The 26,312-nt window shown below is 63.1% G+C and carries 21 protein-coding genes; 11 read left to right on the top strand and 10 right to left on the bottom strand.

What is annotated here, in order from left to right; all coding sequences use genetic code 11:
* Positions 1-26: 26 nt before the first annotated feature.
* Positions 27-386, top strand: coding sequence for a hypothetical protein (locus HNO79_RS10590; protein ID WP_244987510.1), 360 nt, complete (start codon positions 27-29; stop codon positions 384-386).
* A 66-nt stretch (positions 387-452) separates the two neighbouring features.
* Here HNO79_RS10590 and HNO79_RS10585 read toward each other — a convergent pair whose 3' ends face one another.
* A complete protein-coding gene (locus HNO79_RS10585; RefSeq protein WP_010514910.1) occupies positions 453-1,355 on the bottom strand; it encodes a LysR family transcriptional regulator in 903 nt (300 codons plus the stop codon).
* 398 nt (positions 1,356-1,753) lie between these two features.
* On the opposite strand from HNO79_RS10585, the gene HNO79_RS10580 reads away from it, so the two are divergent.
* From HNO79_RS10580 to HNO79_RS10570, 3 genes are all read left to right on the top strand, one after another.
* Positions 1,754-3,223 carry an NAD-dependent succinate-semialdehyde dehydrogenase gene (locus HNO79_RS10580; RefSeq protein WP_200409766.1) on the top strand — a complete coding sequence of 490 codons (1,470 nt, stop codon included), beginning with the start codon at positions 1,754-1,756 and terminating at the stop codon, positions 3,221-3,223.
* Between the two features lie 68 nt (positions 3,224-3,291).
* Positions 3,292-4,551 (top strand): metallophosphoesterase family protein, encoded by a 1,260-nt coding sequence (locus HNO79_RS10575; RefSeq protein ID WP_244987509.1) that lies wholly within the window; start codon positions 3,292-3,294, stop codon positions 4,549-4,551.
* Entirely contained in the window at positions 4,532-8,050 is a 3,519-nt protein-coding gene (locus HNO79_RS10570) for a YhaN family protein (protein ID WP_244987508.1), read from the top strand. Before HNO79_RS10575 ends, HNO79_RS10570 begins: the two co-directional genes overlap by 20 nt.
* Positions 8,051-8,212: 162 nt before the next feature.
* On the opposite strand, the gene HNO79_RS10565 is transcribed toward HNO79_RS10570, so the two are convergent.
* From HNO79_RS10565 to HNO79_RS10545, 5 genes are all read right to left on the bottom strand, one after another.
* Positions 8,213-8,650 (bottom strand): hypothetical protein, encoded by a 438-nt coding sequence (locus tag HNO79_RS10565; RefSeq protein WP_214164603.1) that lies wholly within the window; start codon positions 8,648-8,650, stop codon positions 8,213-8,215.
* Positions 8,651-8,690: 40 nt separating this feature from the next.
* Positions 8,691-9,545 (bottom strand): carboxylating nicotinate-nucleotide diphosphorylase, encoded by an 855-nt coding sequence (nadC, locus tag HNO79_RS10560; protein ID WP_010514904.1) that lies wholly within the window; start codon positions 9,543-9,545, stop codon positions 8,691-8,693.
* The gene (locus tag HNO79_RS10555) at positions 9,542-11,110 is read right to left on the bottom strand and encodes an L-aspartate oxidase (RefSeq protein WP_214164602.1); all 1,569 of its coding nucleotides are present in this window, start codon (positions 11,108-11,110) and stop codon (positions 9,542-9,544) included. The genes nadC and HNO79_RS10555 overlap by 4 nt, the downstream gene beginning before the upstream one ends.
* Positions 11,107-12,087, bottom strand: a complete 981-nt coding sequence (gene nadA, locus HNO79_RS10550; protein WP_048856517.1) for a quinolinate synthase NadA — start codon at positions 12,085-12,087, stop codon at positions 11,107-11,109. The genes HNO79_RS10555 and nadA overlap by 4 nt, the downstream gene beginning before the upstream one ends.
* 141 nt (positions 12,088-12,228) lie before the next feature.
* Positions 12,229-13,119 carry an NUDIX hydrolase gene (locus HNO79_RS10545; RefSeq protein ID WP_048856516.1) on the bottom strand — a complete coding sequence of 297 codons (891 nt, stop codon included), beginning with the start codon at positions 13,117-13,119 and terminating at the stop codon, positions 12,229-12,231.
* Between the two features lie 284 nt (positions 13,120-13,403).
* Here HNO79_RS10545 and HNO79_RS10540 point away from each other — a divergent pair, with 284 nt between their 5' ends.
* Positions 13,404-13,661 carry a hypothetical protein gene (locus HNO79_RS10540; RefSeq protein WP_214164601.1) on the top strand — a complete coding sequence of 86 codons (258 nt, stop codon included), beginning with the start codon at positions 13,404-13,406 and terminating at the stop codon, positions 13,659-13,661.
* A 3-nt stretch (positions 13,662-13,664) separates the two neighbouring features.
* Positions 13,665-15,041, top strand: a complete 1,377-nt coding sequence (locus HNO79_RS10535; protein WP_214164600.1) for a sodium:solute symporter family protein — start codon at positions 13,665-13,667, stop codon at positions 15,039-15,041.
* Between the two features lie 174 nt (positions 15,042-15,215).
* Here HNO79_RS10535 and HNO79_RS10530 read toward each other — a convergent pair whose 3' ends face one another.
* Entirely contained in the window at positions 15,216-16,106 is an 891-nt protein-coding gene (locus tag HNO79_RS10530; RefSeq protein ID WP_214164599.1) for a diacylglycerol/lipid kinase family protein, read from the bottom strand.
* A 356-nt stretch (positions 16,107-16,462) separates the two neighbouring features.
* Between HNO79_RS10530 and HNO79_RS10525 the strand changes: the two genes are divergently transcribed.
* The gene (locus tag HNO79_RS10525; protein ID WP_214164598.1) at positions 16,463-17,833 is read left to right on the top strand and encodes an amino acid permease; all 1,371 of its coding nucleotides are present in this window, start codon (positions 16,463-16,465) and stop codon (positions 17,831-17,833) included.
* Between the two features lie 106 nt (positions 17,834-17,939).
* On the opposite strand, the gene arsC is transcribed toward HNO79_RS10525, so the two are convergent.
* Complete coding sequence (gene arsC / locus HNO79_RS10520) at positions 17,940-18,305, bottom strand: arsenate reductase (glutaredoxin) (RefSeq protein WP_042658889.1); 366 nt, start codon at positions 18,303-18,305, stop codon at positions 17,940-17,942.
* Positions 18,306-18,507: 202 nt separating this feature from the next.
* On the opposite strand from arsC, the gene trhO reads away from it, so the two are divergent.
* The 3 genes from trhO to HNO79_RS10505 all read left to right on the top strand — a co-directional run bounded on the left by trhO (position 18,508) and on the right by HNO79_RS10505 (position 22,249).
* Positions 18,508-19,533 (top strand): oxygen-dependent tRNA uridine(34) hydroxylase TrhO, encoded by a 1,026-nt coding sequence (gene trhO, locus HNO79_RS10515; protein WP_214164597.1) that lies wholly within the window; start codon positions 18,508-18,510, stop codon positions 19,531-19,533.
* A 140-nt stretch (positions 19,534-19,673) separates the two neighbouring features.
* Positions 19,674-20,300: a PadR family transcriptional regulator gene (locus tag HNO79_RS10510; protein WP_244987507.1), complete on the top strand. Its 627-nt coding sequence runs from the start codon at positions 19,674-19,676 to the stop codon at positions 20,298-20,300.
* Positions 20,301-20,368: 68 nt separating this feature from the next.
* Positions 20,369-22,249, top strand: a complete 1,881-nt coding sequence (locus HNO79_RS10505; RefSeq protein WP_214164596.1) for an ABC transporter ATP-binding protein — start codon at positions 20,369-20,371, stop codon at positions 22,247-22,249.
* 214 nt (positions 22,250-22,463) lie between these two features.
* Here the strand turns inward: HNO79_RS10505 and HNO79_RS10500 are convergent, their stop codons facing one another.
* Positions 22,464-23,237, bottom strand: a complete 774-nt coding sequence (locus HNO79_RS10500; RefSeq protein WP_214164595.1) for an SDR family oxidoreductase — start codon at positions 23,235-23,237, stop codon at positions 22,464-22,466.
* A 143-nt stretch (positions 23,238-23,380) separates the two neighbouring features.
* On the opposite strand from HNO79_RS10500, the gene HNO79_RS10495 reads away from it, so the two are divergent.
* Positions 23,381-24,280: a LysR family transcriptional regulator gene (locus HNO79_RS10495; RefSeq protein WP_214164594.1), complete on the top strand. Its 900-nt coding sequence runs from the start codon at positions 23,381-23,383 to the stop codon at positions 24,278-24,280.
* A gap of 7 nt (positions 24,281-24,287) precedes the next feature.
* Here the strand turns inward: HNO79_RS10495 and HNO79_RS10490 are convergent, their stop codons facing one another.
* Positions 24,288-25,877: a cation:proton antiporter gene (locus HNO79_RS10490; RefSeq protein WP_010514886.1), complete on the bottom strand. Its 1,590-nt coding sequence runs from the start codon at positions 25,875-25,877 to the stop codon at positions 24,288-24,290.
* Positions 25,878-26,312 lie beyond the last annotated feature (435 nt).

The following is a 26,312-nucleotide window of genomic DNA, read 5'->3' as shown; positions in this document are numbered from 1 at the left end:
TCTACCCCCGTTTACAGCCAGACAGCATGTTCCGGTTCCTCATACTGTCACTGGCCTGCCTGCCGCTGCATCATGCCATGGCGCAGATGCCCGGCGCCGTCCCCGGCGGCTGGAATGGCAGCGTGGCCCTGCCGCATGCACCCATGGCCCCATCGGGCCTGCCCATGCCTGCAGCCCCTCCGCTGGCGCATTTCGCCCCGCTACATGTTCCCGGCACATCCGTTCCGCCGTCACCCGATCAGGAACTGGACCCCGGTCCCACTAACCTGAACGCGACGCAACCTGCAGCCCCCATGGCCGGCAGCCCCGCACGACAGGACTGGACCGCCTTCCGGCGCGCTGAGCACCAGGCACTGCAGAACACGCACCATTCCGCCGCACCATGACAGGCGGTTGCAAACACTGACCATAGGCCATTCCGCAGGTCATCAGGACGCTGGCGGGCAGGCCCTTCAGTTGACCGCGAAGATGTCGCGCATGTCCATCTGGCTGGCAATTTCCCATACCCGCGCCATCAGCGCCGTTGGCAGGGACTGTGTCAGGCGCACCAGCCCCACTTCCGGCGCACCACACGGACCAAGCGGACGAATCTGCAGGCGGCCATGGCCAATATGGGTCGGCAGCGCCGCAACCGGCAATATGCTGGCCAGCCGCCCCGCCAGCAGTTCGCCATACAGCACTTCGGGTGAATTGGTTTCCAGCACCACGGTTGGACTGACCCCTGCCCCGCGGAACGCGGCATCCACGATCTGGCGCGTACGCATTTCCGGACTGAACAGGCATAAGGGCAGGTCAGCCAGTGTCGCCCAGTCGCGTCGTCCCGCTGGCAGGACCAGGGGTTCTGCCGCTGCCAGCACATGCTGTTCGGTAAACAGGGGCAGCATGTCAAAAGGCGCATCCGCCGGGATCTGGTCCAGATAGACCAGCCCGAGGTCAAGCTGCTGCTGACGCAGGCGGTGAATGGTATCAGCACATGAGCCGATACGCACCTGCAGATGCAGCCCCGGGACGGCAGTCCGGAAACTTTCCAGCAGCAGGGGAATGCCCTGCATCCCCGACGGTATGACCCCGAGGGACAGCGTGCCCCCCGCCACGGCCTGCGCAAAGGCCGCTTCCTGCCGCAATCCGTCCAGCGCGGCCAGCGTCTGGCGCGCCCATGCCAGCACCCGCCGCCCTTCGTCCGTCAGGCCATTGAAACGCCGGGTCCGACGGATGATGGTAATCCCCAGTTCAGCTTCAAGCTGGCGTATCGCCGCCGAAAGCGCAGGCTGAGATACGCCGCAGCTTTCCGCCGCCCGCGAGAAATGCTGATAGCGGTCGAGGGCTATCAGATATGTCAACTGCCGCAGAAACACGCCACATCCGTCCTGACAAGAAACGTCACATGTTACCGGACAACCCCACCATTCGCCAGAGACCCCGTCCCCCACCCCGTATGTGCGACACCGTACCCGATCCGAATTGCCCCCGACGGTCGGCGCGGACCGGGGCATGATCGCCCCGGAAAAAGGGCGGTAAAAATGTGGTGGGCCGGGCGTGCACGTGAATGCTGCCGTGGCGTTATGCGCGGGGAACCGCCAGAACAGGCCCGACCCGACCGCCCAATGTGGGATACAGGGGCCAGATATTCGCATCCTTGTGCCATTGACGGCATCCGATGTGATCATTGATGAAGGGAAGGATATTCTCCGGGCCGGTTCCGGCTAGATCCCGAACCCGTCCCGGCCATCCGCCCCAGTACCGGAGACCGTACATGCCCGTACACCTTTCCAACACGTCCCTGTTCCGCAAGGATGCGTTCATTAACGGCACATGGTGCCCTGCGGCAGATGGCGCGCGCCGTGCCGTGCATGATCCGGCGACCGGCCTGCTGGTGGCGGAAGTGGCTGAATGCGGGCCACAGGACGTTGCCCACGCCATTACGGCCGCCCTCGCGGCGCAGGCGGAATGGCGCAACCGTACCGGCGCGCAGCGGCAGGTGATCCTGACGCGCTGGCATGAACTGGTCATGGACAATGTTGACGACCTCGCCACCCTGATCATTACCGAACAGGGCAAGCCCCGTGCCGAAGCCGCGGGGGAAATCCGGTATGCCGCAAGCTTCCTGCTATGGTTCGCGGCCGAGGCCATGCGCGCCTATGGGGACATCATTCCCCCCACCAATCCGGCCACGCGGCTGAGCGTCATCCGCCAGCCCGTGGGTGTGTGCGCCGCAATCACGCCGTGGAATTTCCCCGCCGCCATGATCACCCGCAAGGCCGGACCCGCGCTGGCCGCGGGCTGCGCCATGATTGTCAAACCATCGGAAGACACACCGCTTACGGCACTCGCACTGGCCGAACTTGCCCGGCAAGCGGGCGTGCCCGCGGGACTGCTGCAGGTGCTGCCGGGGGATGGCGTGACACTGGGCAAGGCACTATGCGCCAGCCCCGCCATCCGCAAGCTGTCCTTTACGGGGTCCACGCAGGTGGGGCGCATCCTCATGGCGCAGTCGGCCCCCACGCTCAAGCGCCTGTCGCTGGAACTGGGCGGCAATGCCCCCTTCATCGTGTTTGACGACGCCCATATCGAACAGGCGATCAAAAGCGCGGTCGCCGCCAAATATCGCAATGCCGGGCAGACCTGCGTCTGCGCCAACCGCTTCCTGATACAGGACGGGATCTATGACGAATTCGCCACCCGCTTTGCCCGTGTGGTGAACAAGCTGCCCGTCGGGCCGGGCAGCGACCCCAGTTCCGCCATCGGGCCGCTGATCAGCACAAAGGCGCGCGACAAGGTGGAGGAACACGTGCGCGACGCGCTGGCGCATGGCGCGACCGTGCTGTGCGGTGGCGAACGCGACGACGCGGGCGAGCTGTTCTACCGCCCCACCGTGCTGCGTGACGCAACGCCCGCCATGCGTATCGCGCACGAGGAAACGTTCGGCCCCGTAGCCCCGCTATTCCGCTTCCATACGGAAGCCGAGGCCATCGCCATGGCCAATGATACGGAATACGGCCTGGCCGCCTATTTCTTCACCCGTGACCATTCCCGCGCCCATCGCGTGGCCGAAGCGCTGGAATACGGCATGGTTGGCCATAATACTGGCCTGATTTCCAACGAGGTCGCCCCATTTGGCGGCATCAAGCAGTCCGGCATGGGGCGCGAGGGATCGCGCTACGGCATGGATGAATACATGGAAATGAAGTATATCTGCACGGACATAACCGACCATACGGCATGACCGGCAGCCGCCCCGTCACACGCGCCGGGGCGCATTTACATCCACCTTCAATGGACTACGATGGCGGCATGAACGAATTCCGCTTCCTTCATGCCGCCGACCTGCATCTGGACAGCCCGCTGCTGGGACTGACGCAGAAATCGGGGGATTACGCCCGCCTGATCGCCGATGCCTCGCGCCGCGCCTTCAGCGACATGGTCAACCTCGCCATCCAGACCGAATGCCGCTTTGTCGTGCTGGCGGGCGACGTGTTTGACGGTGACCTGCGCGATACGCAGTGCGGGCTGTTCTTCATCAACGGCATGGCGCGGTTGCAGCAGGCAGGCATCCGCGTTTTCATGATCCTTGGCAATCATGATGCGGAAAACCGCTTTGCCCGGCACCTGCACATAACGGACAATGTGCACCTGTTCGCCTCCAGCAGGGCCGAAACCTGCATCATGGAAGATCTGGGCGTTGCCGTGCACGGCCGCAGCTTCGGCCGCCGGGACGTTACGGATAATATCGCACGGAAATATCCGGCCCCCGTGCCGGGCATGTTCAACATCGGCATCCTGCATACCGCCTGCCAGGGGCGGGAGGGGCATGAAACCTATGCCCCCTGCACGGTGGAACAGCTGGTCAACCACGGCTACCAGTACTGGGCGCTGGGTCATGTCCATAACCGGGAAATCCTGCATGAAAACCCGTACGTGGTGTACGCAGGGAACCTGCAGGGACGCCATGCGCGCGAAGCCGGGCCAAAGGGGGCATCGCTGGTCACGGTGCGTGGTGAGCAGGTCCTGTCGGTGGACCATCAGGTGCTTGACGCCGTGCGCTGGGCCAGCGAAACGGTGGACCTGACAGGCGCCACCACGTCTGCCGACATGACCGACCGCATTCGCGATGCCGGGCGGTCCCTTGTGGCACAGGCACAGGGGCGGCCCATTGCCCTGCGGCTGGAACTGGTGGGGGCGACGGCGCTGCATGCCCACCTGATCCGCGACACGCATGACGCGCAGCTGGAAATCGAGAGCGTACTGGCCAGCCTGTCCGATGAGATATGGCTCGAACGCCTGAAAATCCATACCTGCCCTCCGCCCCGCCCTGCCGTGCTGGACCCGTCCACCGGCGGCCGGATTGCCGCCGACATACAGCAGGCCGCAACGCCGGACGCCCTGCGGGCGGAACTGTCCGATATCCTGACCGCGATCATGGACCGCATGCCCGCCCATGCCCGCACGGAGGAAATGCGCGAAACGATCCTGAATGACGTGCCGGGCCGGGCAATCGACCTTGCCCTGTCACTGGTGGACAATCCGGAAGGGCATGACAATGCGAATCAGTGAATTCCGCATTGTCAAATACGGCGCCATTGCTGACCTTGACCTGAACTTCGCCGATGGCCGTGGGCTGCATGTCATCCATGGCCCCAACGAAGCAGGCAAGAGCACCTGCCTGTCCGCGCTGTCGGATTTCCTGTTTGGCGTCCCGAACCTGTCGCCTGCGGGGGCGGTGTTTGGCAATGACCAGATCCGGCTGGACGCCCGCCTGCGGCTGGATGACGGGCAGGCCCTGGACCTGAGCCGCCGCAAGGGCCGCAGGAATACCCTGCTGGCCCCCGATGGCAAGGCTGTGGCCGACAGCGTGCTGTCACACCCGCTGGGGGCCATGACGCGTGAACGCTTTGCCGCGCTGTTCGGGCTGAATGACGAAACCCTGCGTTCCGGCGGGACGGAACTGCTGAAGGCAAACGGGGACATTGGTCGCCTGATCGTGGAAGCAGGCGGCGGCCTGCGCGCGCTGGTGGAACGGCTGGAGGAAATCGACACGCGGCGCAATGCCCTGTTCGCGCCCCGCCGATCGGCGGAACGCGCGTTCTACAGGGCGCTGGATGACTTCAATGCAGCGAAGGACAGCCTGAAGGACGCCTCGCTCGGGCATGACGCCTATACCGAACATTGCCGCCTGCGTGATGAAGCCCGCCAGAGCAAGGCCGACATAAGCCGCGAACAGGACGAACTTCGCCGCCTGCAGGCCCGTCATGAACAGTTGGAAAAGGCGGCGCCCCTGCTGGGTGAGATCAACCGGCTGCACGCGGAACTGGCTGCGCTGGCCGACCTTGCCGCCCTGCCCGTCGGCATGGGCACCACGATCACCACGACGCTGGAGACATATGACCGCGCCACGGCCCACCATGACGCCATGGTGGCGCAGGCCGCGCAGTTACGACAGCAGACAACCCCCACCCCCGCGCAGGTCAGCCTTCAGGACCTGCGCGATCCCATCATGCAGGCCATCCGCCTTGGCCACGACGTCCGCCAGCACCGTGTGCTGAAGCCTGCGCAGGATGAAAAATGGCGTAGCATAAACGACAGCCTGGCCAGCCTGCGTCGCAGGCTGGGCAAGGGCACGGATGCCGACCTCCGGCAGTTCATGCCGGACCGTGCGGTACTGGACAGCATTCGTGTGCTGGTGGACACGCAGGCCCGCTGGCGCATCCAGCACGACAATCTGGAACAGCAGATGCGCCAGACAGAACTGGCCATTGCGCAGAAGCAGCACCGCATGGCCAGCCTGCAGGCAGCGGGCCGGCACGTGGCACTGCATGAAGAGACCGCGCCCTTTGCCGCCCTGCCCATGGACATGAAACGGCTGGACATGCGCATGGCGGCACTGGAACAGCGCCAGGCCAGCCTTGCGGCACAGGCGCTGGCACTGGGCGGCGAAACGGTGGACCACCTGCGCCACCTGCCCTGCCCCGACCCGGACAGCGTGCGCGCCGCCATGGACCGCCAGCATAAACTACGCATCGAGCACGACCGGCTGGCCGGCACGCTGGCAGCCGAACGCGAACGCCTGACCGGCCTGCAATCCGAACTGGCGCGGCTGGAACAGGCAGGCAGCACGCTTACAACCGACATGCTGGCCACCGCGCGCGCGCGGCGCGATGCACTGTGGCAGGACATCCGCGCCACATACCTGCACCCCGACCCGGACGCGCCCGCCTCCACGCGGCTGAGCCAGGTCGTGGCGCTGGACGCCGCCATGGAACAGGTGGACACCCTGTCCACGCAGTTGATGGCGCAGGCCGACCGTATTGCCCGGATCGAGGGACTGCGCCACGATATCAGCCACTGCATGGACAAGATCACTTTCCATGACCGTGGCCGGGCGGAGGTGGAAAGCCGGATGGCCTGCCAGTGGCAGGATTTCATGGCGCCCTTCCCCGCCCTGCATGCCCGTGCCGCAACGCCTGAGGCCCTGCTGGCCTTCGTACAGCAGCGCACGCAACTGCTGGCTGATGCCCGGCAGGTCGCAGCCGAACAGGCGGCGCTGGTGGAAGAACGCATCCGCCCGGACGCCATGCGCGACAGGCTGCACCGGCTGGCCCTGCGGCTGGGGATCGACCCCACGCCGGACCTGTCCGCGTGCGTGGAAGCCGTCAGCACCGCCGTGCGCATGCATATCAGCGGACATGAAGAATACAGCAGGCTACAGCGCGAACGCGATGACCTGCTGCCGCTACAGCAGCAGTTGCGCCAGCAGGCGACAGCCCTGACCGCGGCACAGCAGGAATGGAAACAGCAATGGGCCGCCGCCATGCAGGCAATCGGCCTTGGCCCCGACGCCCTGCCCGATGTTGCGCGCGACCTTGCCACCGAATGGGCAGCGGCCCCTGCGCAGATCGAACGTCTGGACGAACTGCGTGACGCCCGCGCGCAGGCACAGGCCGCCGGGCATGAACTGACGCAGGCCGTCGACGCCATCCGTCCCCGCCTGCCCCTTGCCCTGCCGCCGGACAGCGTGGCGGCGGCAGGGGAGCTGGAGCAGCACTGGCAGGCGGCAGAAAAAGCGCGGCATCAGCGCGAGGCCCTGCTGCCCGCACTGGCCACGGCCAGCCAGGGCGTAACCGATAGCGAATCCAGCCTGTCGCATGCCCGCACGGCCATCGAGGCGCTGCTGACCCGCACACATGCCGACAGCGTGGACGCCCTGCGTACGCTGGCCACGCGGCTGGACCAGCGTGACCGGCTGGCCGCCGACCATGCACAGGCACGCGATACCCTGTCCCGCATGACCGACGGGCAGTCCCCCGCCGAGGTCGAACATGCCCTTGACGGGCGCGACATGCCGGAACTGAAGGCGGAAGCGGCACGTATCCATGACCGGCTGGCCGAACTGCAGCGCCTGCGCGATAACGCGGTCCGCGCCGAACAGCATGAGGACATGGCGCTGCGTGCATTTGAACATAATACGGATGCGACACAGGCCGCGGCACGGCGCGAGGCGGCCATTACCAGCCTGCACCGGATTGTGGAGGAATATGCCGAACTGAGCCTGGCCCGCAAACTGATCGCCGATGCCATTGCCCGCGTGCGGGCGGCGGAACAGGACCCGCTGGTAACGCGTGCGGGGCAGTTCCTGTCCCTTGCGACCCTGGGCGCGTTCAGCGGCATAAGAACGGAACTCGACCCCCATGGCGAACCCGTGGTGCAGGGCGTGCGCCATGATGGCAGCACGGTGCCGGTCGCGGCGATGAGCGCGGGCACGCGCGACCAGCTTTTCCTCGCCTTCCGGCTGGCCAGCGTGGAAACCTACTGCAGATCCGCCGAATCCCTGCCCTTCATCGCCGATGACCTGCTGGTCCAGTTCGATGACGCCCGCAGCCTGAGCACCCTGCGGGTACTGGCGGATTTTGCCCGCACCACGCAGGTGCTTCTGTTCACCCACCACGACAGCATACGCGACATGACGCGCACCCTGCGGGCGGACATGCGTGACAGGGACGTTACAATCAACCTGCTGGAACTGCCCCGCGCTCCCGTTGCCGTATCAGGGAACTGACGCGGTGAACGGGCTGGCCGATAACTGGCCATCAATGAAAAAATAAGAAAGTTTCCGGATGCCGTCTTCCATTAAAAGGGCGGCATTCCCCGAACGCTTTTCGGGAAAAGTTTTCCCAAAAACGTCCTTGTGCTGCGCTGGCCATTTCGGCAGGCAGGCGTTTTACCAGTTCTGCGGTCCCTGCATCATCTGCCTGCGCTGCTGGTCCTGCTGCTGCTGCATCTGCATATGCTGCTGGCGCAACTGTTCATCCTGCTGACGGAACTGCTGTTGCATCTGCTGCATCTGCTGCTGTTGCTGCATGCGGAACTGCTCACGCTGGCGGGCGATCTGTTCACGGCCACCGGGCTGGTTGCCCATCTGGCGTTCCTGCTGATCCAGCTGCATCTGCTGCTGGCGGAACTGCTGCCGCATCTGCTGCATCTGCTGCGCCTGCTGGTCACGCTGCATGTTCATCTGCTGTTCCTGCTGACGCTGCTGCATCTGCTGCTGCTGAAACTGCTGCATGTCAGGCTGGGCCTGCGCGCCCACCGTCATGATGGTGGCGCCCAGCAGCGCTGCGCACAGATACCCCGCGCCGGTCCGGATCGTGGATGCCATGATGGTTCTCCCGTGTATGGATACCATCCTTCCTACAGGATCAGGGCAGGTAATCCAGTCCGATATCCATGACACGCACGGTATGGGTCAGCCAGCCAAGGGAAATCAGATCCACCCCCGCCTGCGCCACGGCCGTGACCGTATGGGGCGTGATACCACCCGAGGCTTCGGTCAGGGCACGGCCATCGACAGTCCGCACGGCCTCACGCAGCATGTCGGGGGGCATGTTATCCAGCAGGAAGACATCAACGCCACCTGTCTCCAGCCCCTCGCGCAGCTGCGCCAGCGTATCGACCTCCAGCTCGATGCGCACCAGATGCCCCGCGGCCCGGCGCGCCCGGTCAACCGCAGCCGTAATCCCGCCGGCAAAGGCGATATGGTTGTCCTTGATCAGGATGGCGTCATCCAGGCCAAAACGGTGGTTGCTGCCGCCACCGGCCCGGACCGCATATTTCTGGATTGCCCGCAGGCCGGGCATGGTCTTGCGCGTGCAGGTGATGCTGGCGCGATAGGGACGGACCAGTTCAACCAGTTGCGCCGTAGCCGTTGCGATCCCGCTGAGATGCGACAGGAAATTGAGACCCACGCGCTCCCCCGACAGGATGCCACGCGCAGGCCCGCGCACCGTCGCAAGACGGGCGCCACGTGTTACCACGTCGCCATCGCGCACATGGGGTTCGAACACGATGCGCGGGTCCATGAGCGCAAAGGACAGCCGCGCCATGTCCAGACCGGCAATCACCCCGTCCTGCCGCGCGGCCAGCACGGCAGAGACACCAGCATCCCCGTCTACGATCACGGCATCGGTCGTCAGGTCGCCCGCGCGGCCCAGATCCTCCAGCAGGCCCGCACGCACGAGCGGTTCCAGCATGATATCGGGCAGGGAATGGATCATGGGGCGTGTCTTTCATTCATGGACGGGATGGCGGGTACGGGCACATCATGCATATCCGCAAGCCGGGCCTGCAGGTCCGCCAGCCGAAAGCGCGAGGGCGCAGCAGTCGCCATGGCGTAGGGATAATCACTGCGGAAATGGCCGCCCCGGCTTTCACGGCGCAGGGTCGCGGCCAGAAGGATCGCGGCACAGACCAGCCCGACATCCGTGCCCATGAAGGGCATGACCTGTTTCAGGCCCGAACGCAGGCTGTCACCCGTGCGGATCACCCCGGCATGATGGCTCATGATCCGGCGCAGGGCGGCCGGTGGGGGACATGCGGCCAGGTCATGCGGCAGGCGGGCAATATCGGGCACAGGAACGCAGGACGTCGTGCAGCCATCAAGTTCGTGGCCGATCCATGTGCCGAACGCCACGGCTTCCAGCAGGGAATTGCTGGCCAGCCGGTTGGCGCCATGCAGGCCGGTGCATGCTACCTCTCCTGCTGCCCACAGGCCCGCAACCCCGGTCCGCCCCCGATGATCCACCATGATGCCCCCCATATGGTAATGGGCGGCGGGACGGACGGGAATCGGCTGCGTTACGGGATTGATTCCATGGGCCATGCACAGCGCATATATGGCAGGGAAATGCCGGGGAAAGGCCGCGCCCACAGCCGCACGGGCATCAAGATACACGCTGTGGCCTGCCATCATGTGACGCCAGACCGCACGCGATACGCTGTCGCGCGTGGCGAGTTCACTGGTAAAGCGTTCGCCCGTTTCATCAATCAGGGCAGCCCCTTCGCCCCGCACGGCCTCGCTGACCAGGCACAGGCGCTGCCCTTCCGGCCCGGCGGACAGGGCAGTCGGGTGAAACTGCACGAATTCCATATTGCCCAGCACTGCGCCCGCACGCGCGGCCATGGCAAGGCCACTGCCGGTAGCCCCGGCGGGATTGGTGGTATCGGCAAACAGGCCGCCTGCCCCGCCGGTGGCCAGCACGACCGCCGGGGTGGACAACGTGACAGTGCGCCCGCCAATATCCAGCACGCCCCCCGCCACCGCGCCATCATGCACCAGCAGGTCATGCGCATGGGCCTGTTCCACCACCGTGATGCGCGGGGTCTGCCGCACGCGGGCAACCAGCGCGCGCATGATGGTGGCCCCCGTTGCATCTTCCCCCGCATGAACGATGCGCCGCCGCCCATGGGCGGCTTCCAGGCCCAGTTGCAGGCTGCCATCCGCATGCCTGTCCCACCGCACGCCAAGCCCGGCCAGCTGTTCCACCGCCGCTGGCGCGCAGGCCGTCACACGGTCGACCACTGCGGCAGTACATAATCCCGCCCCCGCCGCCAGTGTATCCGCCGCATGCAGCGTGGGCGTGTCATCCGCCCCCACGGCCGCGGCCATTCCCCCCTGCGCCAGCATGCTGGCGGCTGCGGGCGGGCGCGTGTCATCCAGCCGTCCGGCGCATGCCAGCACGCATGGCCGCGTGGTGGACAGTGCGACCATGACGCCCGCCAGTCCCCCGCCGATGATCAGCGGCTGTCCGGCAAGCTGGCCCGGCGGCGGCAGGGTGGTCATATCGCCAACATGCGTTCAACGGCGCGGCGGCCACGGCTGGCCAGTTCGGGGTCCAGCGTGACCTCATGCGTCATGTTTTCCAACGACTGGCGGATATTGGACAGGGTAATGCGTTTCATGTGCGGGCACATGTTGCATGGACGCACGAATTCGGTCTGCGGATACTGCACCGCAAGGTTGTCGCTCATGGAACATTCGGTCACCAGCAGGATGCGGCTGCCGGTATGCTCGCGCACGAAATCACCCATCATGGCGGTAGACCCGCTGAAATCGGATGCCGCCACCACTTCGGGCGGGCATTCAGGGTGGGCAAGGACCACAAGCCCCGGATGGTCGGCGCGCATGCGCCCGATTTCCTGCGGGGTGAAGCGTTCATGCACCTCGCAGTGACCAGCCCATGTGATCATCCTGATGCCGGTCTCGGCTTCGATGTTGCGGGCCAGGAATTCATCAGGGATCATGATGACACGGTCGCTGCCAAGGCTTTCCACCACCCGCTTCGCATTGCCTGACGTGCAGCAGATATCGCTTTCGGCTTTCACCTCGGCTGAGGTGTTGACGTAGGTGACAACCGGCACGCCGGGATAGCGTTCACGCAGCAGGCGCACGTCCCGCCCGGTAATGGAATCAGCCAGCGAACAGCCCGCATGCAGGTCGGGGATCAGCACGGTGCTGTGCGGGTTCAGCATCTTGGCCGTTTCCGCCATGAAATGGACGCCCGCCATGACGATCACGTCCGCATCCGTTTCCTGTGCCTCCCGCGCCAGGGCAAGGCTGTCGCCACGGATATCGGCCACGCAGTGAAATATCTCGGGCGTCTGGTAGTTATGCGCGAGGATGACGGCGTTGCGTTCGCGCTTGAGCGCTTCGATCGCGCGGATATCCTCGACAAACGTCTCCCATTCCATTTCGGGGACCAGATGCCGCACGCGGTCATACAGCCCGTCTGTTTCGCCACGCGGCGTAATCCGGTTCATGCCTGTTCTCCCTTCGCCCATCCTGTCGCGCCCTTTATGCTCATATTGAGTATAAGCCGGACGGCAGGGGCCGGTTGGACAGTTCCAATGGGAAACAAGCCTCTTGTCAATCAGGTTTTTCGTGAGATCCCGTTTTTCCCATCAGGGCTGGGCCAGTGGAATCTTGGTGCCTGCCAGGTACCGCGCCTGTCTGACTTCCCCACAGAAACGGTACAGCCGGGCGGGTCTGCCGCCGGTATGTTCCTCAATTCCGCCTGTTTCTTCAACGAGTTGCTGCTGCATGATCAGGCGGCGGAAATTCTGTTTATGGATATGGACCCCCGACAGGCTTTCCATCACGCGCTGTAACTGCAGCAGCGTGAATTCCTCTGGCATCAGTTCAAACACGACCGGCCGGTAACGTATCTTTGCACGTAACCGCGCCATGCCGGTAGCCAGTATGCGCCGGTGGTCGTGATGCATGGCCCGCCCTGGCACGGTGCTTTCGGGTGTGCAGCCCGCTTCCGCCACCAGCCCGGCTTCATACAGCAGTTCATAGCGTTGCAGCACCAGTTCGTCATTCCACGCCACCATGTCACCAATGGCGAACAGGGTGACACAGCGCTGCCACTGCCGTACGCGCACGGCCGCGTTGTCCATGCCCGCCACCCATTTGCATAACAGGCGTTCGATAATGGTCAGGCAGTCCCGTCCCGCATCCGTCTTGCAGTTTTCCCACGGGAAATAGTCATACCAGTCCCGCCAGCCTGTCTCCCCCGCGTGGCTGCGGGTCAGGGCCAGATAGGAAATGGCGATCATCCTGCCCTGTTCCGCGCCCAGCAGGCGGTCATGATCGGCAAAGGTGTACAGCTGTTCCACATGCCCGATGGGGTGACCGGTCTGACGTTCCACCCATGCCCGGACACCTGCCTGCAGGGAACGATGGGTACTTTCCAGCGGGCCGGACGGCAGCAGCCTGCCGTGGTCGATCGTCATGACCTGCGGCACGTCATCCCGCACGGCCGTCAGGACAGCAATCAGTTCGATCATCATCTGGGTTGTCATGTCGGGACATGCATATCATGCCGTCCGCTGGTGTGGGGAGTGAATTCCCCTCCCCGTCCCGCAGGCCCCAGGCATAGCAGCGATAGGGATCTGGAAAAAAACCACTGCATGATTATGGAATGCGCTGCCGTGTCCCTATGCCACAATGCGTAATTTCATTACAGTTTCCGCCTTTGGCGCCGGGGGGCATGATGCGCCCCGCGTGCCCGTATCAGCCGGACAGGATGGCATGACGGCATCCTGCCATTATCACAGGACCGGGTCAGACAGGCATGCATGATCACGACAGGCAGGACAACGATACCGGGATCATGCCCGCCATCTCCCTTCCCGTGCTGCTGGTTGGCATTGTCCTGCCGTTCTGTCTGGTGATCGGGGGGTGTCTGGCGCTTCAGGCGTTCCGGATGGCATTATTCGGCATTCCGCTTGAAATGATCTGGATGTTCGCCTGTTTCATTCTGGTGCCGGCGTGCCTGACCGTGTGCTGGAACCTGTCACCACCCGGGCCAGACGAAAAGCAGGTAAAATAAGGCATGGAAGTTTCCGTATTCCTGGCTGTCATTACGGCTTCCGTGCTGATCGCCATCTATTCACGCTATCGCCACGCCGCGCGCAATACACGGGACTTCTTTGTGGCATCGGGTCAGTTCGGGGCCGTACTCGTCTTTTTCCTGACCATCGGGGAGACATACAGCATCGGCAGCGTCCTGGGCTTTCCCGCCGGAATATATACGCAGGGCAGCGGGTTCGGGCTGTGGTTCCTGGGGTATATCCTGCTGTCCTATCCGGTGGGGTATTTCCTGAACCCGCGCGTATGGGCACTGGGGCAGAAATATGCCTGCGTGACGATTGCCGATATTTTCCGCAACCATTACGCCAGCCGCGTTCTGGAAATCCTGATCGTGCTGAATACCACGTTATTTCTTTTTCCCTTCGGTGAAATGCAGTTTGCGGGCCTGATGGTAGTGGTCCGCAATCTGGGCTGGCATGTTTCAGGCATGATGATGACGGGGGCATCGGCGTTACTGACACTGGCGTGGATCCTGCTGTCGGGCATACGCGCACCGGCCTATGTTTCCATACTGAAGGATGTGCTGATGGTGGTGGCGATCGTGCTGGGCGGATATGCAGCCATGCATGCCATGCACTGGCCTGCCGCACTGCCACGCCTGTCCGGTCCCGACGGGGGTGTTCATGGAGTGCCGGGCGGCAACGCCTTCATTGTCTCGACCATTATCCTGCAATCGATCGGGTTATGTATCGCGCCACAGACGGTTGCCTTCCTGTTCAGCGCCCGGTCGCCCCGGACCGTGCAGAAAAACCAGATTTTCATGCCGCTTTACATGCTTATGTTCCCGTTCCTGTTCATGATGGCTCTGTATGTACGGACAGCGGGCATGACACCTGCGTCACCCAATGATGTCTTCATGGTCGCGGTCTGCGCCACCCTGCCCCAATGGGCACGTGGGCTGGTGGCGGGGGGATGCGCGCTTTCGGCGCTGGTGATCCTGGCGGGGATCTGCCTGGCGCTGGGGCCACTGGTTTCACGCAACCTGATGCCCGGACATTCGGACCGCACCCAGAAAACGGGGGCACAGGTCACCATTGCCGTTTACCTGCTGGTTTCGGTTCTGGGGGGCGCGTCACTGTCGGGGCTGATGGTCATGCTGAACAACCTGTATTATATCGGTGTCACCCAGCTTGCACCGGGCATTATCGTTGCCATCTTCAACCGCAGGGTATCGGCCGTGCCCATTATTGCGGGACTGTTATGTGGCGACCTGATCGGGATCAGCCTGTTTTTCCTGCATGTGATGCCTGCGGGACTGAATCCCGGCATGATCGGGCTGGCAGTCAATGCGCTGATCGTATGGGGTGGCATGGTCCGGACATCCGCGACGGCTGCCTGATACCGTCCCGCAACCATATCATTCATTCCTTGACAGAAACGGTATTGATGCAGATTTTTGGGTGTCGCCTTTTTCAAAAATACGACGTTTCCTGAAGCTTTCTGAAACAGGCTCCACCAAAAACTTTCAGTGGACTTATCGGATATTTCGTAAGCTGTCCTTTCAGACAGTCCCTTATACCGCGATACGCAGGGGACGATCGGGAATATCAATCCGTATGGGTGTATGACCCCGCGCGTCCCCGTCACTCTGGACGGGCATATGGCAGGGATCCCTGATTTCAACCGTTTCCGCCGTCAATATCCTGACATCATGCTGCCGTGACAGGGTTCCACGCAGCAGGGCAAGGCCGTAGCGGATGCTGCTGCCGATCCCCGCCGCGCCGAACAGGACAACCGACAGCTTTCTGGATGTCTGCTGTGTCCGTGGCGTCAGGACATATTTCCCGGCATATAACGCCCCTTTTGACACGATAACCGATGCAGCCTGATAGGGAACGCCATCAACCGATACGGTAATGGGGGCGAACGTGTATTTCCACAACGCACCCAGCGTCGCCATGACATAGGCCGCACGCCCCACCAGTTTTTTCAGCCGTGCTGACACGACATGCACCACATGTGCGTCAAAGCCAATGCCGACCATCTGCACAAACAGGCATTCCCCCGTGGAGGACCGCAGCCGTCCCGGCCAGACAATGGTGCTGACGCCACTGGCGATCATGCGCGCATTCCTGTCATCATCAAACGGCACACGCAGTTCACGCGCCAGGACATTCGCCGTACCGACGGGCAGTATGCCCAATATGATATCGGAACCGGCCATGCCTTCGGCCACTTCGGCCACGGTGCCATCCCCGCCCGCGGCGATGATATGGCTGCAGGTACGTTCCGCCACCGCCCGACGCGCCAGATCCGTTGCGTGTCCCTTATGCAGGGTTGGCACGATGTCCGCCTGCATACCCGCATGCTGCAACCGCCGTGCAAAGCGCACCACACGCCCGATACGTCGGCGCCCGGCGGTCGGGTTCAGGATAACGGTTACCTGTGCATTCGGGTCGGGCATGAAATGTGTCTTCGGGGAAATCCTGCGCCCTGTCAAAAAAACATGGATACGATCCGGCAAGACCGCCGCATGGCCCGGCCATATCCCTGTAAAACAGACATTTTATGTCTGCACGCCCGACATGTCGCCCCTTTACATAACGGGTACGTTCCTGTCCTATGTTCGCGATGAAACTGAAACGATATCAGCCTGCGTCCCGTACCTTTTCCCGGCGTGCCTGATGCCTCCGTCCTGTTTGCCCGCGCCTGCCCGTCACCGGAATGCAGGACCGCCAGGTCCGCCGCCGTCAGGGTGGCATGCGATCCGCACCACCGCTGACATCATTCTTTCCCGCCATTCAGGAAACCCCGTACGGCATGTCTGACACGACTGGCACCTACCAGCCGCCTTCCCGACCTGCTTCAACGCTGAAGCAGCGGCATATCATCATGATCGCGCTTGGCGGCGCGATCGGGGCCGGACTGTTCGTGGGCAGCAGTGCGGCCATTGCCGCGGCAGGGCCCGCCGTGCTGCTGGCCTTTGTCGCGGTGGGGCTTGTGGTCATGCTCGTCATGCGCATGCTGGGCGAAATGGTGACCGCCATCCCCGGCAAGGGATCGTTCGTGGCCTATGTCCGCCTGGCCCATGGCGACGGGGCTGCCTTTACCACGGGGTGGCTGTACTGGTTTTTCTGGCTGGTGGCGCTGGGCAGCGAGGCCATTGCCGGAGCCATCCTGCTGCATGACTGGATCAACCTGCCGGTCTGGCTCCTGGCCATGGCGCTGATCGTGGCGCTGAACCTGATCAACCTGGCAGCGGTCCATATATTCGGGGAGTGTGAGTTCTGGCTGTCGCTGGTGAAGGTCATCAGCATCGTGCTGTTCATCATGGCGGGCACGCTGTATGTCACCCATGTCTTCGGACCCGGCGTCCAGATCCCGCGCAACGTGCTGGGCCATGGCGGCCTGTTCCCGCATGGGGCGGCGGCCGTGATTTCCATTATCCCCACCGTCCTGTTCACCATGATCGGATCGGAAATCGCGACGGTGGCGGCAGGCGAGTCCGCGGAACCGGCACGCAACGTAGCCCATGTCACCCGCAGTCTGGGCACCCGCATCGTGCTGTTCTACAGCCTGTCCATCGCACTGATCCTTATGATCGTGCCATGGTCGGACATCGTTCCGGGCCATTCGCCCTTTGTCGCGGCCATGCAGGCCATGGGCATTCCGGGGGCCGGCGCGTGCATGCAGGTCGTGGTGCTGACGGCAGTGCTGTCATGCATGAATTCCAGCCTGTACATCACATCACGTATCCTGGCCGAACTGGCCCGGCATGGTGACGCGCCCGCCGTGCTGCACCATTACGGGCGGCAGCATACGCCGGTCAACGCCATCATGGCCAATTCACTGGCCGGGGCCGTGGTGGCGTTTGCCTCCATCCTTGCGCCGGGCACGGTGTTCGCCTTCCTGCTCAGTTGCAGTGGCGGGGTGATCCTGCTGGTCTATTCGCTGATTGTCACATCCTACATGGTCCTGCGCCGCCGCATGGCCGATACGGAACAGGCAGCCTGTTTCCGGCTGCCTTTCTTCCCGGCGGTCAACCTCCTGACACTGGGGGGTGTCATGGTCATTTTCGTGGCCATGCTGCTGAATGCATCACAGCGCATGACCGCCATGGCCAGCCTTGGCACGACGCTGTTCTTTATCGTGATCCATGCCGTGCGGGGCAGGATGCACCCGAAAGCATAGTGACGCCATTTTTCAATAAAGCCGACATTTCCCGAAGCTTTCCGAAAAAAGCTTCGCCGGACATTTCCTGTAATTTAATGGCGGCCTTTTGTGCCCGTCCCGTTATTCAGGCCCCATGCGCCTGCGGCAGGATGTCAAACAGGGTTTCCTTGGGGCGGCAGGGGCGCGCCGCCTGATCGGTCATGACCACCGGGCGGTTGAGCAGTTCCGGATGGGCCGCAATGGCATCAAGCAGGTCTGCATCGCTCAGCGCCGGGTTATCCAGCCCCAGTTCCGCATACGGTGTACCGCGCTGGCGCAGCAGGTCGCGCACCGGCACCACAAGGCGGCTGGCCAGTACATCCAGATCGGCACGGGTTGGCGGTGTCTTCAGGTATTCCACCACGACCGGCTCGATCCCGGCAGCACGGATCATGGCCAGCACATTGCGTGACGTGCCACAGGCACGGTTATGATACAGGGTGACGGTCATGAAGCGGTTTTTTTCCATATGCCCAGACAGAGGAAACGCACTATAATCACGTTTCCTTCCCGATTGCAGCCCGGCCTGCGCCGTGTGACCTGACAGGGTGCATTGGCGGGGGATTTCCGCTATGACCGCACATGCGGCCTGCCCGAAATGCCGGAACGGCCCGTTCACTGACGGCTTTCGTCAGCGGTCCCTTTTGAAGCGCATGGTTGCCATTGTGACAGATCACACCCCTTCCGTTGTTCCGCACACGCAGGATCAGCTACCCGTCTGCGTGGCGGCACTGTATCATTTCACGCCGTTTGCGGACTGCACCGCCATGCGCGCGAAGCTGCTGGATGCCTGCCACGCACTGGGCATTCGGGGCATCCTGCTGGTGGCGCATGAAGGCATAAACGGCACCATTGCCGGGACGGATGACGCGATTGCCCGCATCCTTGACATCATCCGTGCCCTGCCCGGCTGCGCGGATCTGGACGTCAAGTTTTCCCGTGCGCCCGCCCTGCCGTTCCACCGCATGAAGGTGCGCATAAAGCGTGAAATCGTGACCATGGGCATGGAAGGGCTGGATCCCCGCCGCGATGTCGGCCACTACGTAGCACCCAATGAATGGAACACCCTGATTTCCGATCCCGATACCATCGTGATCGACACGCGCAATGATTACGAGGTCGCAATCGGCACCTTCCGGGGTGCCATTGATCCGGGCACCCGCACATTCCGCGAATTTCCACAATGGTTCCGTGACCGGCGGCGCGACCTGCTGGCGCAGGGGCGCACGCCCCGGATCGCGATGTTCTGCACCGGCGGCATACGCTGTGAAAAGGCAACCGCCTTCGTCCGTGCGGAAGGGATCGAGGATGTGTTCCACCTGCAGGGCGGCATCCTGAAATATCTGGAAACCGTGCCAGAGGATCAAAGCCTGTGGGACGGGGAATGCTTCGTATTCGATCAGCGCGTCAGCGTGGGTCACGGGCTGAAACCGGGTACATTCGACATATGCCACGCCTGTCGTACCCCCCTGAGCGAAGCGGACCGCGCCAGCCCGCATTATGTGGACGGCGTAAGCTGCCCCCATTGCGCCGACCAGCGCACCGAAGCCCAGCGCAGGCGGTATGCGGAACGTGAGCGCCAGATCCAGCTTGCGGCACGGCAGGGCACGCACCATCTGGGCCTGCCGCGCCCCGGCGCGCGGCATGACGCCCCGCCGGGGGATGACACGAAGGCATAAGCCCGAAGCATTGCGCCCGGACGGCTGGCCCACTCTTTCCCAGGCAGGGGAAAACAGGGGACAGCCACCCGGTTATGGACCGGGCATGTTCACGGATGGCTTCCATTGAATATATCGTAAGATAGTATATATCTTACGATATGACCGAAGATAATATGTCTGCCCACCCGCCCCATTCCGCCCCCGATGCCCACAGGCATGGCGGGCGACGGCATGGGGCGGGCCGGCGGTCGCGTGGCGGATTTGAACGTGGTCTGGGCCGGGGAGATTTCCCGGCGGGGCGAAAGCTCGGTTCGAAAGACCTGCAGCTTGTGCTGCTTGCCCTGCTGGCAGAACAGCCGGCGCATGGCTATGACCTGATCCGGCAACTGGGAGACCGCTCGGGCGGGTTTTATGCACCCAGCCCCGGCATGATCTATCCGGCCCTGACCTATCTGGATGAAGCCGGCCACGCCGCCGCCAGCCGTGATGGCAACCGTAAGTGCTATACCCTGACGGAAACGGGCCGTGCCCATCTGGCGGCCCGGCGCGAACAGGCTGACAGTATCCTGCGCACACTGGCGCGTATCGGTGGCCGCATGGCGGACGTGCGCGATGCGTTCGCCGGGGTTGACGACAACTGTGGTTCCGAGACCGACGAACTGCATGAAGCACGCCATGCGATCAGGCACGCCCTGCGCCACAAGCGTGGATGCACGGCGGAAGAATCCCGCCGCATTGCCGCCATCCTCGACCGCGCCACAGCGGAAATACTGGGCCAGTCGTGATGAGAGACGGGCTGTCGCCCTGCTTTTGTCACCTGCCCCGCCGCCCTTCCCTGCTGGAGATTTTCTGATTGAACGCAGCCCCTGAAACATCGGACCGTGATCCCCTCCCCTCATGGCGGATGCGCCTGGGCGCCCGTTTCGGGGTGTACGGGCATGTGCCCCGCATGTTCCGCCAGATATGGAACTGCAGCCCCGCCCTGACATTGGCCAGCATCACGCTGCGGCTGGTGCAAGCCATCCAGCCGCCACTGGCGCTGTATGTCGGCAAGCTGATTGTCGATGAGGTCATTCGCACCAGCGCCCATGCCCCGGCGTCGGGGACCATGCTGGACTGGGTGCTGCATGGTCCGGCCACCCGGCTGGAAGAATGGATCGGGCTGGAATTCGCTCTCATCATCCTGTCGGACCTGACCTCACGCGCGATCGTGCTGGTCGATGGGCTGCTGAACGAACGCTACATCAACTCCGTCAGTCTCGCGCTGATGGCCCATTCGGCCACGCTGGATCTGCAGCAGTTTGAATCCAGCACGTTACAGGACCTGCTGGAACGCGCGCGGCGTCAGGCATCGGGGCGCAATAACCTGCTGGTGCAACTGTTCAACATTGCCCAGACTGCTGTGACCGCGCTGACGCTTGCGATTGGCGTCGTGGCGTTCGCACCGTGGATGGTGGTGGTTCTGGCGGTCGCCCTCCTGCCCTCGGCGGCAGGGGAAGCGCGGTTCAATGCCGAAGGCTACCGGCTTATCCGCGCCAAGACGGCAGAACGCCGTGAAATGGAATACCTGCGCTATGTCGGTGCCAGCGCGGAACATGCCAAGGAGCTCAAGCTGTTCGGGCTGGGGGATTTTCTGGTGGGGCGTTTCCGGACCGCGGCCAGCACCGTGCTGGAACAGAACCGCAGGCTGGCCCTGCGCCGCTTTGTATGGAGCGGCGCCTTCGCAGCCATCGGGTCGGTTGCCTATTACGGGGTCTATCTGGTCATTGTGTGGGATACGGTTCGTGGCCGGTTTTCGGTTGGGGACCTGACATTCCTGTCGGGGTCGTTCCTGCGGCTGCATTCGGTCCTGTCCAGCCTGCTGCTGGGCATTACCCAGACTGCCAGCCAGGCGCAGTACCTCAATGATTTCTTTGCCTTCCTTGACCTCCGCCCGGCCATCATCTCACCGCCACGCGCGCTGCCCTTTCCGTCCCCCATCCGGCAGGGCATCCGGTTTGAAAATGTCGGTTTCCGTTATCCCGGCACGGACCAGTGGGCCATACGGCACCTGGATCTGTCCATCGGCGCGGGGGAAACGGTGGCGCTGGTGGGGGAAAACGGGGCGGGCAAGACAACCATCGTCAAGCTGCTGACCCGGCTGTATGACCCTGATGAAGGGCAGATCACGGTGGATGGCGTGCCCCTGGGCGATATGGACCTGACGGACCTGCGCGCGCATATCGGCGTCATATTCCAGGATTTTGTCCGCTACAGCCTGACCGCATCGGAAAATATCGCCGTAGGCCGAATCGACGCCCTGTCGGACACGCAACGCATTAAAGCGGCCGCGCATGAAGGGCTGGCAGATGATGTGGTGGGCAAACTGCCCATGGGGTATGACCAGCCATTGGGCAAGCGCGTGGCGAAAGGCCGCGAACTATCCGGGGGTGAATGGCAGAAAATCGCCATTTCACGTGCCTATATGCGTGATGCGGACCTGCTGATCCTTGATGAACCGACCGCGGCACTCGACGCGCGGGCGGAATCAGACGTGTTCGAACGCCTGCGCGCATTGCGGCGCGGCAAGGCGGCGCTGGTGATTTCACACCGCTTTTCCACCGTGCGCACGGCAGACCGGATTGTCGTTCTGGAACATGGCAGGATCCTGCAGGCCGGCACGCATGAAGACCTTCTGGCGCAGGGCGGTCGGTATGCGGAACTTTTTGAACTGCAGGCCGCAGGCTACCAATAGAAAACAGAAGTTTCTGGCTGCTGCCCTTAAAAAAAGGCGGCAGCTTCTGAAGCTTTTTGAAAAAGCCCTCCTGTCACGGCACGCCCTTTAAATACACCCGCACCCCACGCGCATTGACCCGTCCCCTTACCCATGGCCATGCAGGACCGTTGGGTAAGGTCAGGACAGACACGCGTGGGGATCACGGCGGGGGCACCTGTGGAAACTGCTGACCTTATTTCGTGGTGTAACCGCCATTGACCAGAATGGTCTGGCCGGTCATCCACCACCCTTCGGAAACGATAAAGCGGACATGGGGGGCGATGTCCTCGATTTCAGTCAGGCCGGTCCGGCTGAATGGCGACAGGGCTGCGGCCGATTTGTGATAGGCCACGGCTTCAGGCGCTTCCTGCCCATAGAAGAAAGGCGTGTCCATCGGTCCCGGCCCGATGGCGTTGACCGATATGCCACGCGCGCCATATTCCTTGGACGCGGCACGTGTGAAGTGTTCCACCGCCGCCTTGGACCCGGCATAGGTTGAATAGAACGGCGTATAGGCCCCAAGCAGCGATGTGACGATCGTCAGCAGCTTGCCATGGTCATTGAGGTGGATGCCCGCTTCCTTGATAAAGAAATACGCAACACGCGTATTGATCGCGAACATGGAATCAAATTCGGCTTCGCTTGTATCGGCAATCGGCTTTTTCAGTACCTTGCCCACCGTGTTGATCGCGATATCGGGACGGCCGATGGCCTTTGTCGTGTCGGCAAACAGCCCGGCCACGGCGCCATCGCGCGTCAGGTCGGCCTGGAACGCGACGGCATTCACGCCTGCGGCCTTCAGGTCGGCAAGGGTTTTTTCCGCCTCGGGCCGTGTGGCCTCGCTGTTGTAATGGATGGCAATGGCCTTCGCGCCATGTGCCGCAAGGTCACGGGCGATCAGACCGCCGAGGTTCTTTGCACCGCCCGCGATCAGGACGGTTTTACCCTTGATGCTATGATCAGCCATATCCAACCTCCATTCATGGTGCGCGGACGGGTGCCGCGCTGTTCATGGTGACAGGTTATCAGTTGGGATTGAGGCATAAAGTTCCCTTTTCTGACAACACATGTCAGAAAAGACGAACAAACAGCAACCTGACGGTGACAGCCGTGGACCGTATCGATCTTTTCCGCATTTTTGCCCGCGTGGTGGAAACCGGCAACTTCACGCGCGCGGCGGCGACGCTCAACATGCCACGCTCCACGGTATCCACCGCCATACAGGAACTTGAATCCCGGCTGGGCACGCGGCTTCTGGCACGAACCACACGCTCCGTCGCGCCGATGCCTGATGGCGTGGCGTTTTATGAACACTGCGTGCGCCTGGTGGCGGATGTGGCGGAAGCCGAGGCCCTGTTCCGTCATGATCGCAGCAATCCGCGCGGTCTGCTGCGTGTGGACATGCCCGGACGGATCGGGCGGCTGCTGGTTGCCCCGGCACTGCCCGCGTTTATGGACCGTTATCCCGAAATCCGGATCGAACTGGGCGTAACCGACCGCGCCATCAACCTGATCGAGGACGGGATCGACTGCGTGCTGCGTGTCGGTCCCCTGACCGATTCCGGCCTGATCGCGCGCCGGATGGGGGAACTGGACATCATCAGCGTGGCCAGTCCCGCGTACCTTGCCCGTCACGGCACGCCCCACAGCCCTGCTGACCTGCGGACGCACGAGGCGGTGCATTATACCTCCCCCTCCACCGGGCGGGTGGAGGAATGGGAATGGATGGAGGGTGAGCGGACCCGGAGCATGGACCTGCCCGGCCGGATCAGCGTCAACAGCGCAGAGGCCCTGGTGGCCTGCTGCCTTGCGGGGCTGGGGCTGATTCAGGTTCCGGCCTATGACGTGCGTCACCATATAGCGGCCGGTGAACTGGTGGAGGTCATGCCCCGGTACCGCCCGGAACCCATGCCCATGACGCTGCTCTATCCCCACCGCAAGCACCTGTCGCGTCGCCTGCAGGTCTTTGCCGACTGGCTGGATAACGTGATGACACAGGCCATCGGGTAGGCCAGGGTCAGATCAGGCCGCCTTCCGCTGTCATCTGCTGCAGGTCCAGTTCATGCTCAAGCTGGTGCAGGACGGCGTCATGGATTTCCCCGCTGCGGTGCAGGCGCAGCAGTTCCGCGCGACCCGCGTCTATGGTTGCCAGAAGCGCCTTGTAATGCGCGTCCTTGCGCCCCTGCAGCGCCTGCTGCTCGTGGCTGAAACGTTCCGCCAGTTCCGCGCGATAGGCGTACTGTTCCAGCAGGCGGGAATGGACGATCTGCCCATCCGGGGCATAGGCCAGCTGCCGCATGGCGTGTTCCTGCGAGCGGGCGATCAGCGCGCGGGCCTGCGATACGGACAGGTGATGGCGCTGACCGCGTGGGTGCGCGGGTTCGCCCCCCGTCATGCGGATGACCCAGCCAATGGTCGTGCCCTGCCCCAGAACAGTGACCAGAATGACCACGAAAGTCGCGATCTGCATGATGTCGCGGTTGGGCATTTCCGGTGGCAGGGCCAGCACGATCGCCAGACTGACCACACCGCGCATGCCGCACCATCCCATAATGGCGACAAAGCTGGAAAACCCCCGCCAGCCCGGCCGTCTGCCACGCGGCAGGAATGCGACACGCCCCCCTTCGGTCAGCAGCATCCAGACAAAACGCGACACCAGCACCACCATCACGATGCCAGCCACCGGCAGGACCACGTCCTGCGCCACCCATGCCGTGCCCATATGCCGCAGTACGATGGCATGCAGCGAAATGCCGATCAGCACGAACACAAGGGATTCCAGCACGAACACCAGCACTTCCCACACCGCAGCCCAGCGCAGGCGTTCATCGGCACTGAAAACGTCATGCTGCCGCCAACCCAGCACCAGGCCCGCCACAACGGTGGTAATGACCCCTGAAACACCAACCTGTTCCCCCCCGATATAGGCCACCCACGGCAGCAGCAGCGTCATGGTGATGCTGAGTATCCGGTCCCGCACACGCGTCAGCAGCCGGATCCACACCCATGCCAGCACACCCCCCAGCACCAGACCGCCCAGCGCCAGGAAAAAAAACGTGACCATGGCATGGACGGGCCGGAAACTGCCGGTCAGCACCGCAAGGGTGGCAAAGCGGTAGATGACAAGGCTGGCGGCGTCATCCAGCAGGCTTTCTCCTTCCAGCAGGGTCGTCATCCGTTCCGGCAGGGGCACATGCTTGAGCACCGCCTTCGCCGCCACGGCATCGGGCGGGGCCACGATCGCCCCCAGCGCGGCGCAGGCCGCCCACGGCATGGACGGGATCAGCCACCGTGTCGCGGCCGCCACCGCCAGCGTGGTGAACGCGACCCCGCCCACCGCCAGCTGCAATATCCCCAGCAGGTGCGTCCGGAATGCATGCCAGACGGAAAAATATGCCCCCGCCAGCAGAAGCGGCGGCAGGAACACGATCAGCACCAGGTCGGGATCAATCCCGATCACCGGCACGCCGGGCACCAGCGCAATGGCGATGCCCCCCAGCACCAGCGCCGCTGCCGGCGGCAGGCGCAGCTTGCGCGCCACCAGTTCCAATCCCACGATCAGGACAATCAGCAGCAGGATGAATTCAAACCGCCCTACGTTGGACATGCGCGCCCTACCTGTCAGATTGCCGGGCCTGTCCATCATGACCCCAGGCAATAACGCGCCATGGCAGGGACAGTGCCACCCGCGGACATGCTGACGGGACGTATTCACATAATAAAATACAGCCCGAACGGTTTTCGCGCCGCGCGACGGACGGCCATGCGCGTGCGCTGCAGCCCCGCATGATATGCGCCCGCCCCATACGCCACAACAAAACGGCGGGTTTCATGTCTTGGTATTCAGTATTGCCTGAAACAGTTCCCATGACGTTCCTGTTCAGGAAAACAGTTTTTCTGACTTTTTATGTCATATATCCAGACGGATATTTTTCAGTTCAAATAAAACGCCAGTAAAATATATGCAACGCAGGCCCGATGGGCACGTTCTGGCCAAGCCTGCGGCAATCAGGTCACACGCACTGACCGCAATATTCCGCAG

Origin of the sequence: Komagataeibacter oboediens (assembly GCF_018491655.1) — a bacterium.
Lineage (GTDB): Bacteria > Pseudomonadota > Alphaproteobacteria > Acetobacterales > Acetobacteraceae > Komagataeibacter > Komagataeibacter oboediens.
This window is presented reverse-complemented; position numbering and strand designations above follow the sequence as displayed.

Excerpts from the sequence above, each read along its gene's own strand:
- HNO79_RS10500 (WP_214164595.1), bottom strand. The coding sequence starts at position 23,237 with ATGGCTGATCATAGCATCAAGGGTAAAACCGTCCTGATCGCGGGCGGT.
- HNO79_RS10575 (WP_244987509.1), top strand. The coding sequence starts at position 3,292 with ATGAACGAATTCCGCTTCCTTCATGCCGCCGACCTGCATCTGGACAGC.
- HNO79_RS10590 (WP_244987510.1), top strand. The coding sequence starts at position 27 with ATGTTCCGGTTCCTCATACTGTCACTGGCCTGCCTGCCGCTGCATCAT.
- HNO79_RS10555 (WP_214164602.1), bottom strand. The coding sequence starts at position 11,110 with ATGACCACCCTGCCGCCGCCGGGCCAGCTTGCCGGACAGCCGCTGATC.
- HNO79_RS10545 (WP_048856516.1), bottom strand. The coding sequence starts at position 13,119 with ATGATGATCGAACTGATTGCTGTCCTGACGGCCGTGCGGGATGACGTG.
- arsC (WP_042658889.1), bottom strand. The coding sequence starts at position 18,305 with ATGACCGTCACCCTGTATCATAACCGTGCCTGTGGCACGTCACGCAAT.
- HNO79_RS10565 (WP_214164603.1), bottom strand. The coding sequence starts at position 8,650 with ATGGCATCCACGATCCGGACCGGCGCGGGGTATCTGTGCGCAGCGCTG.
- HNO79_RS10510 (WP_244987507.1), top strand. The coding sequence starts at position 19,674 with ATGACCGAAGATAATATGTCTGCCCACCCGCCCCATTCCGCCCCCGAT.
- HNO79_RS10570 (WP_244987508.1), top strand. The coding sequence starts at position 4,532 with ATGACAATGCGAATCAGTGAATTCCGCATTGTCAAATACGGCGCCATT.
- HNO79_RS10530 (WP_214164599.1), bottom strand. The coding sequence starts at position 16,106 with ATGCCCGACCCGAATGCACAGGTAACCGTTATCCTGAACCCGACCGCC.
- HNO79_RS10535 (WP_214164600.1), top strand. The coding sequence starts at position 13,665 with ATGGAAGTTTCCGTATTCCTGGCTGTCATTACGGCTTCCGTGCTGATC.
- nadC (WP_010514904.1), bottom strand. The coding sequence starts at position 9,545 with ATGATCCATTCCCTGCCCGATATCATGCTGGAACCGCTCGTGCGTGCG.
- trhO (WP_214164597.1), top strand. The coding sequence starts at position 18,508 with ATGGTTGCCATTGTGACAGATCACACCCCTTCCGTTGTTCCGCACACG.
- HNO79_RS10525 (WP_214164598.1), top strand. The coding sequence starts at position 16,463 with ATGTCTGACACGACTGGCACCTACCAGCCGCCTTCCCGACCTGCTTCA.
- HNO79_RS10540 (WP_214164601.1), top strand. The coding sequence starts at position 13,404 with ATGCATGATCACGACAGGCAGGACAACGATACCGGGATCATGCCCGCC.
- HNO79_RS10490 (WP_010514886.1), bottom strand. The coding sequence starts at position 25,877 with ATGTCCAACGTAGGGCGGTTTGAATTCATCCTGCTGCTGATTGTCCTG.
- HNO79_RS10580 (WP_200409766.1), top strand. The coding sequence starts at position 1,754 with ATGCCCGTACACCTTTCCAACACGTCCCTGTTCCGCAAGGATGCGTTC.
- nadA (WP_048856517.1), bottom strand. The coding sequence starts at position 12,087 with ATGAACCGGATTACGCCGCGTGGCGAAACAGACGGGCTGTATGACCGC.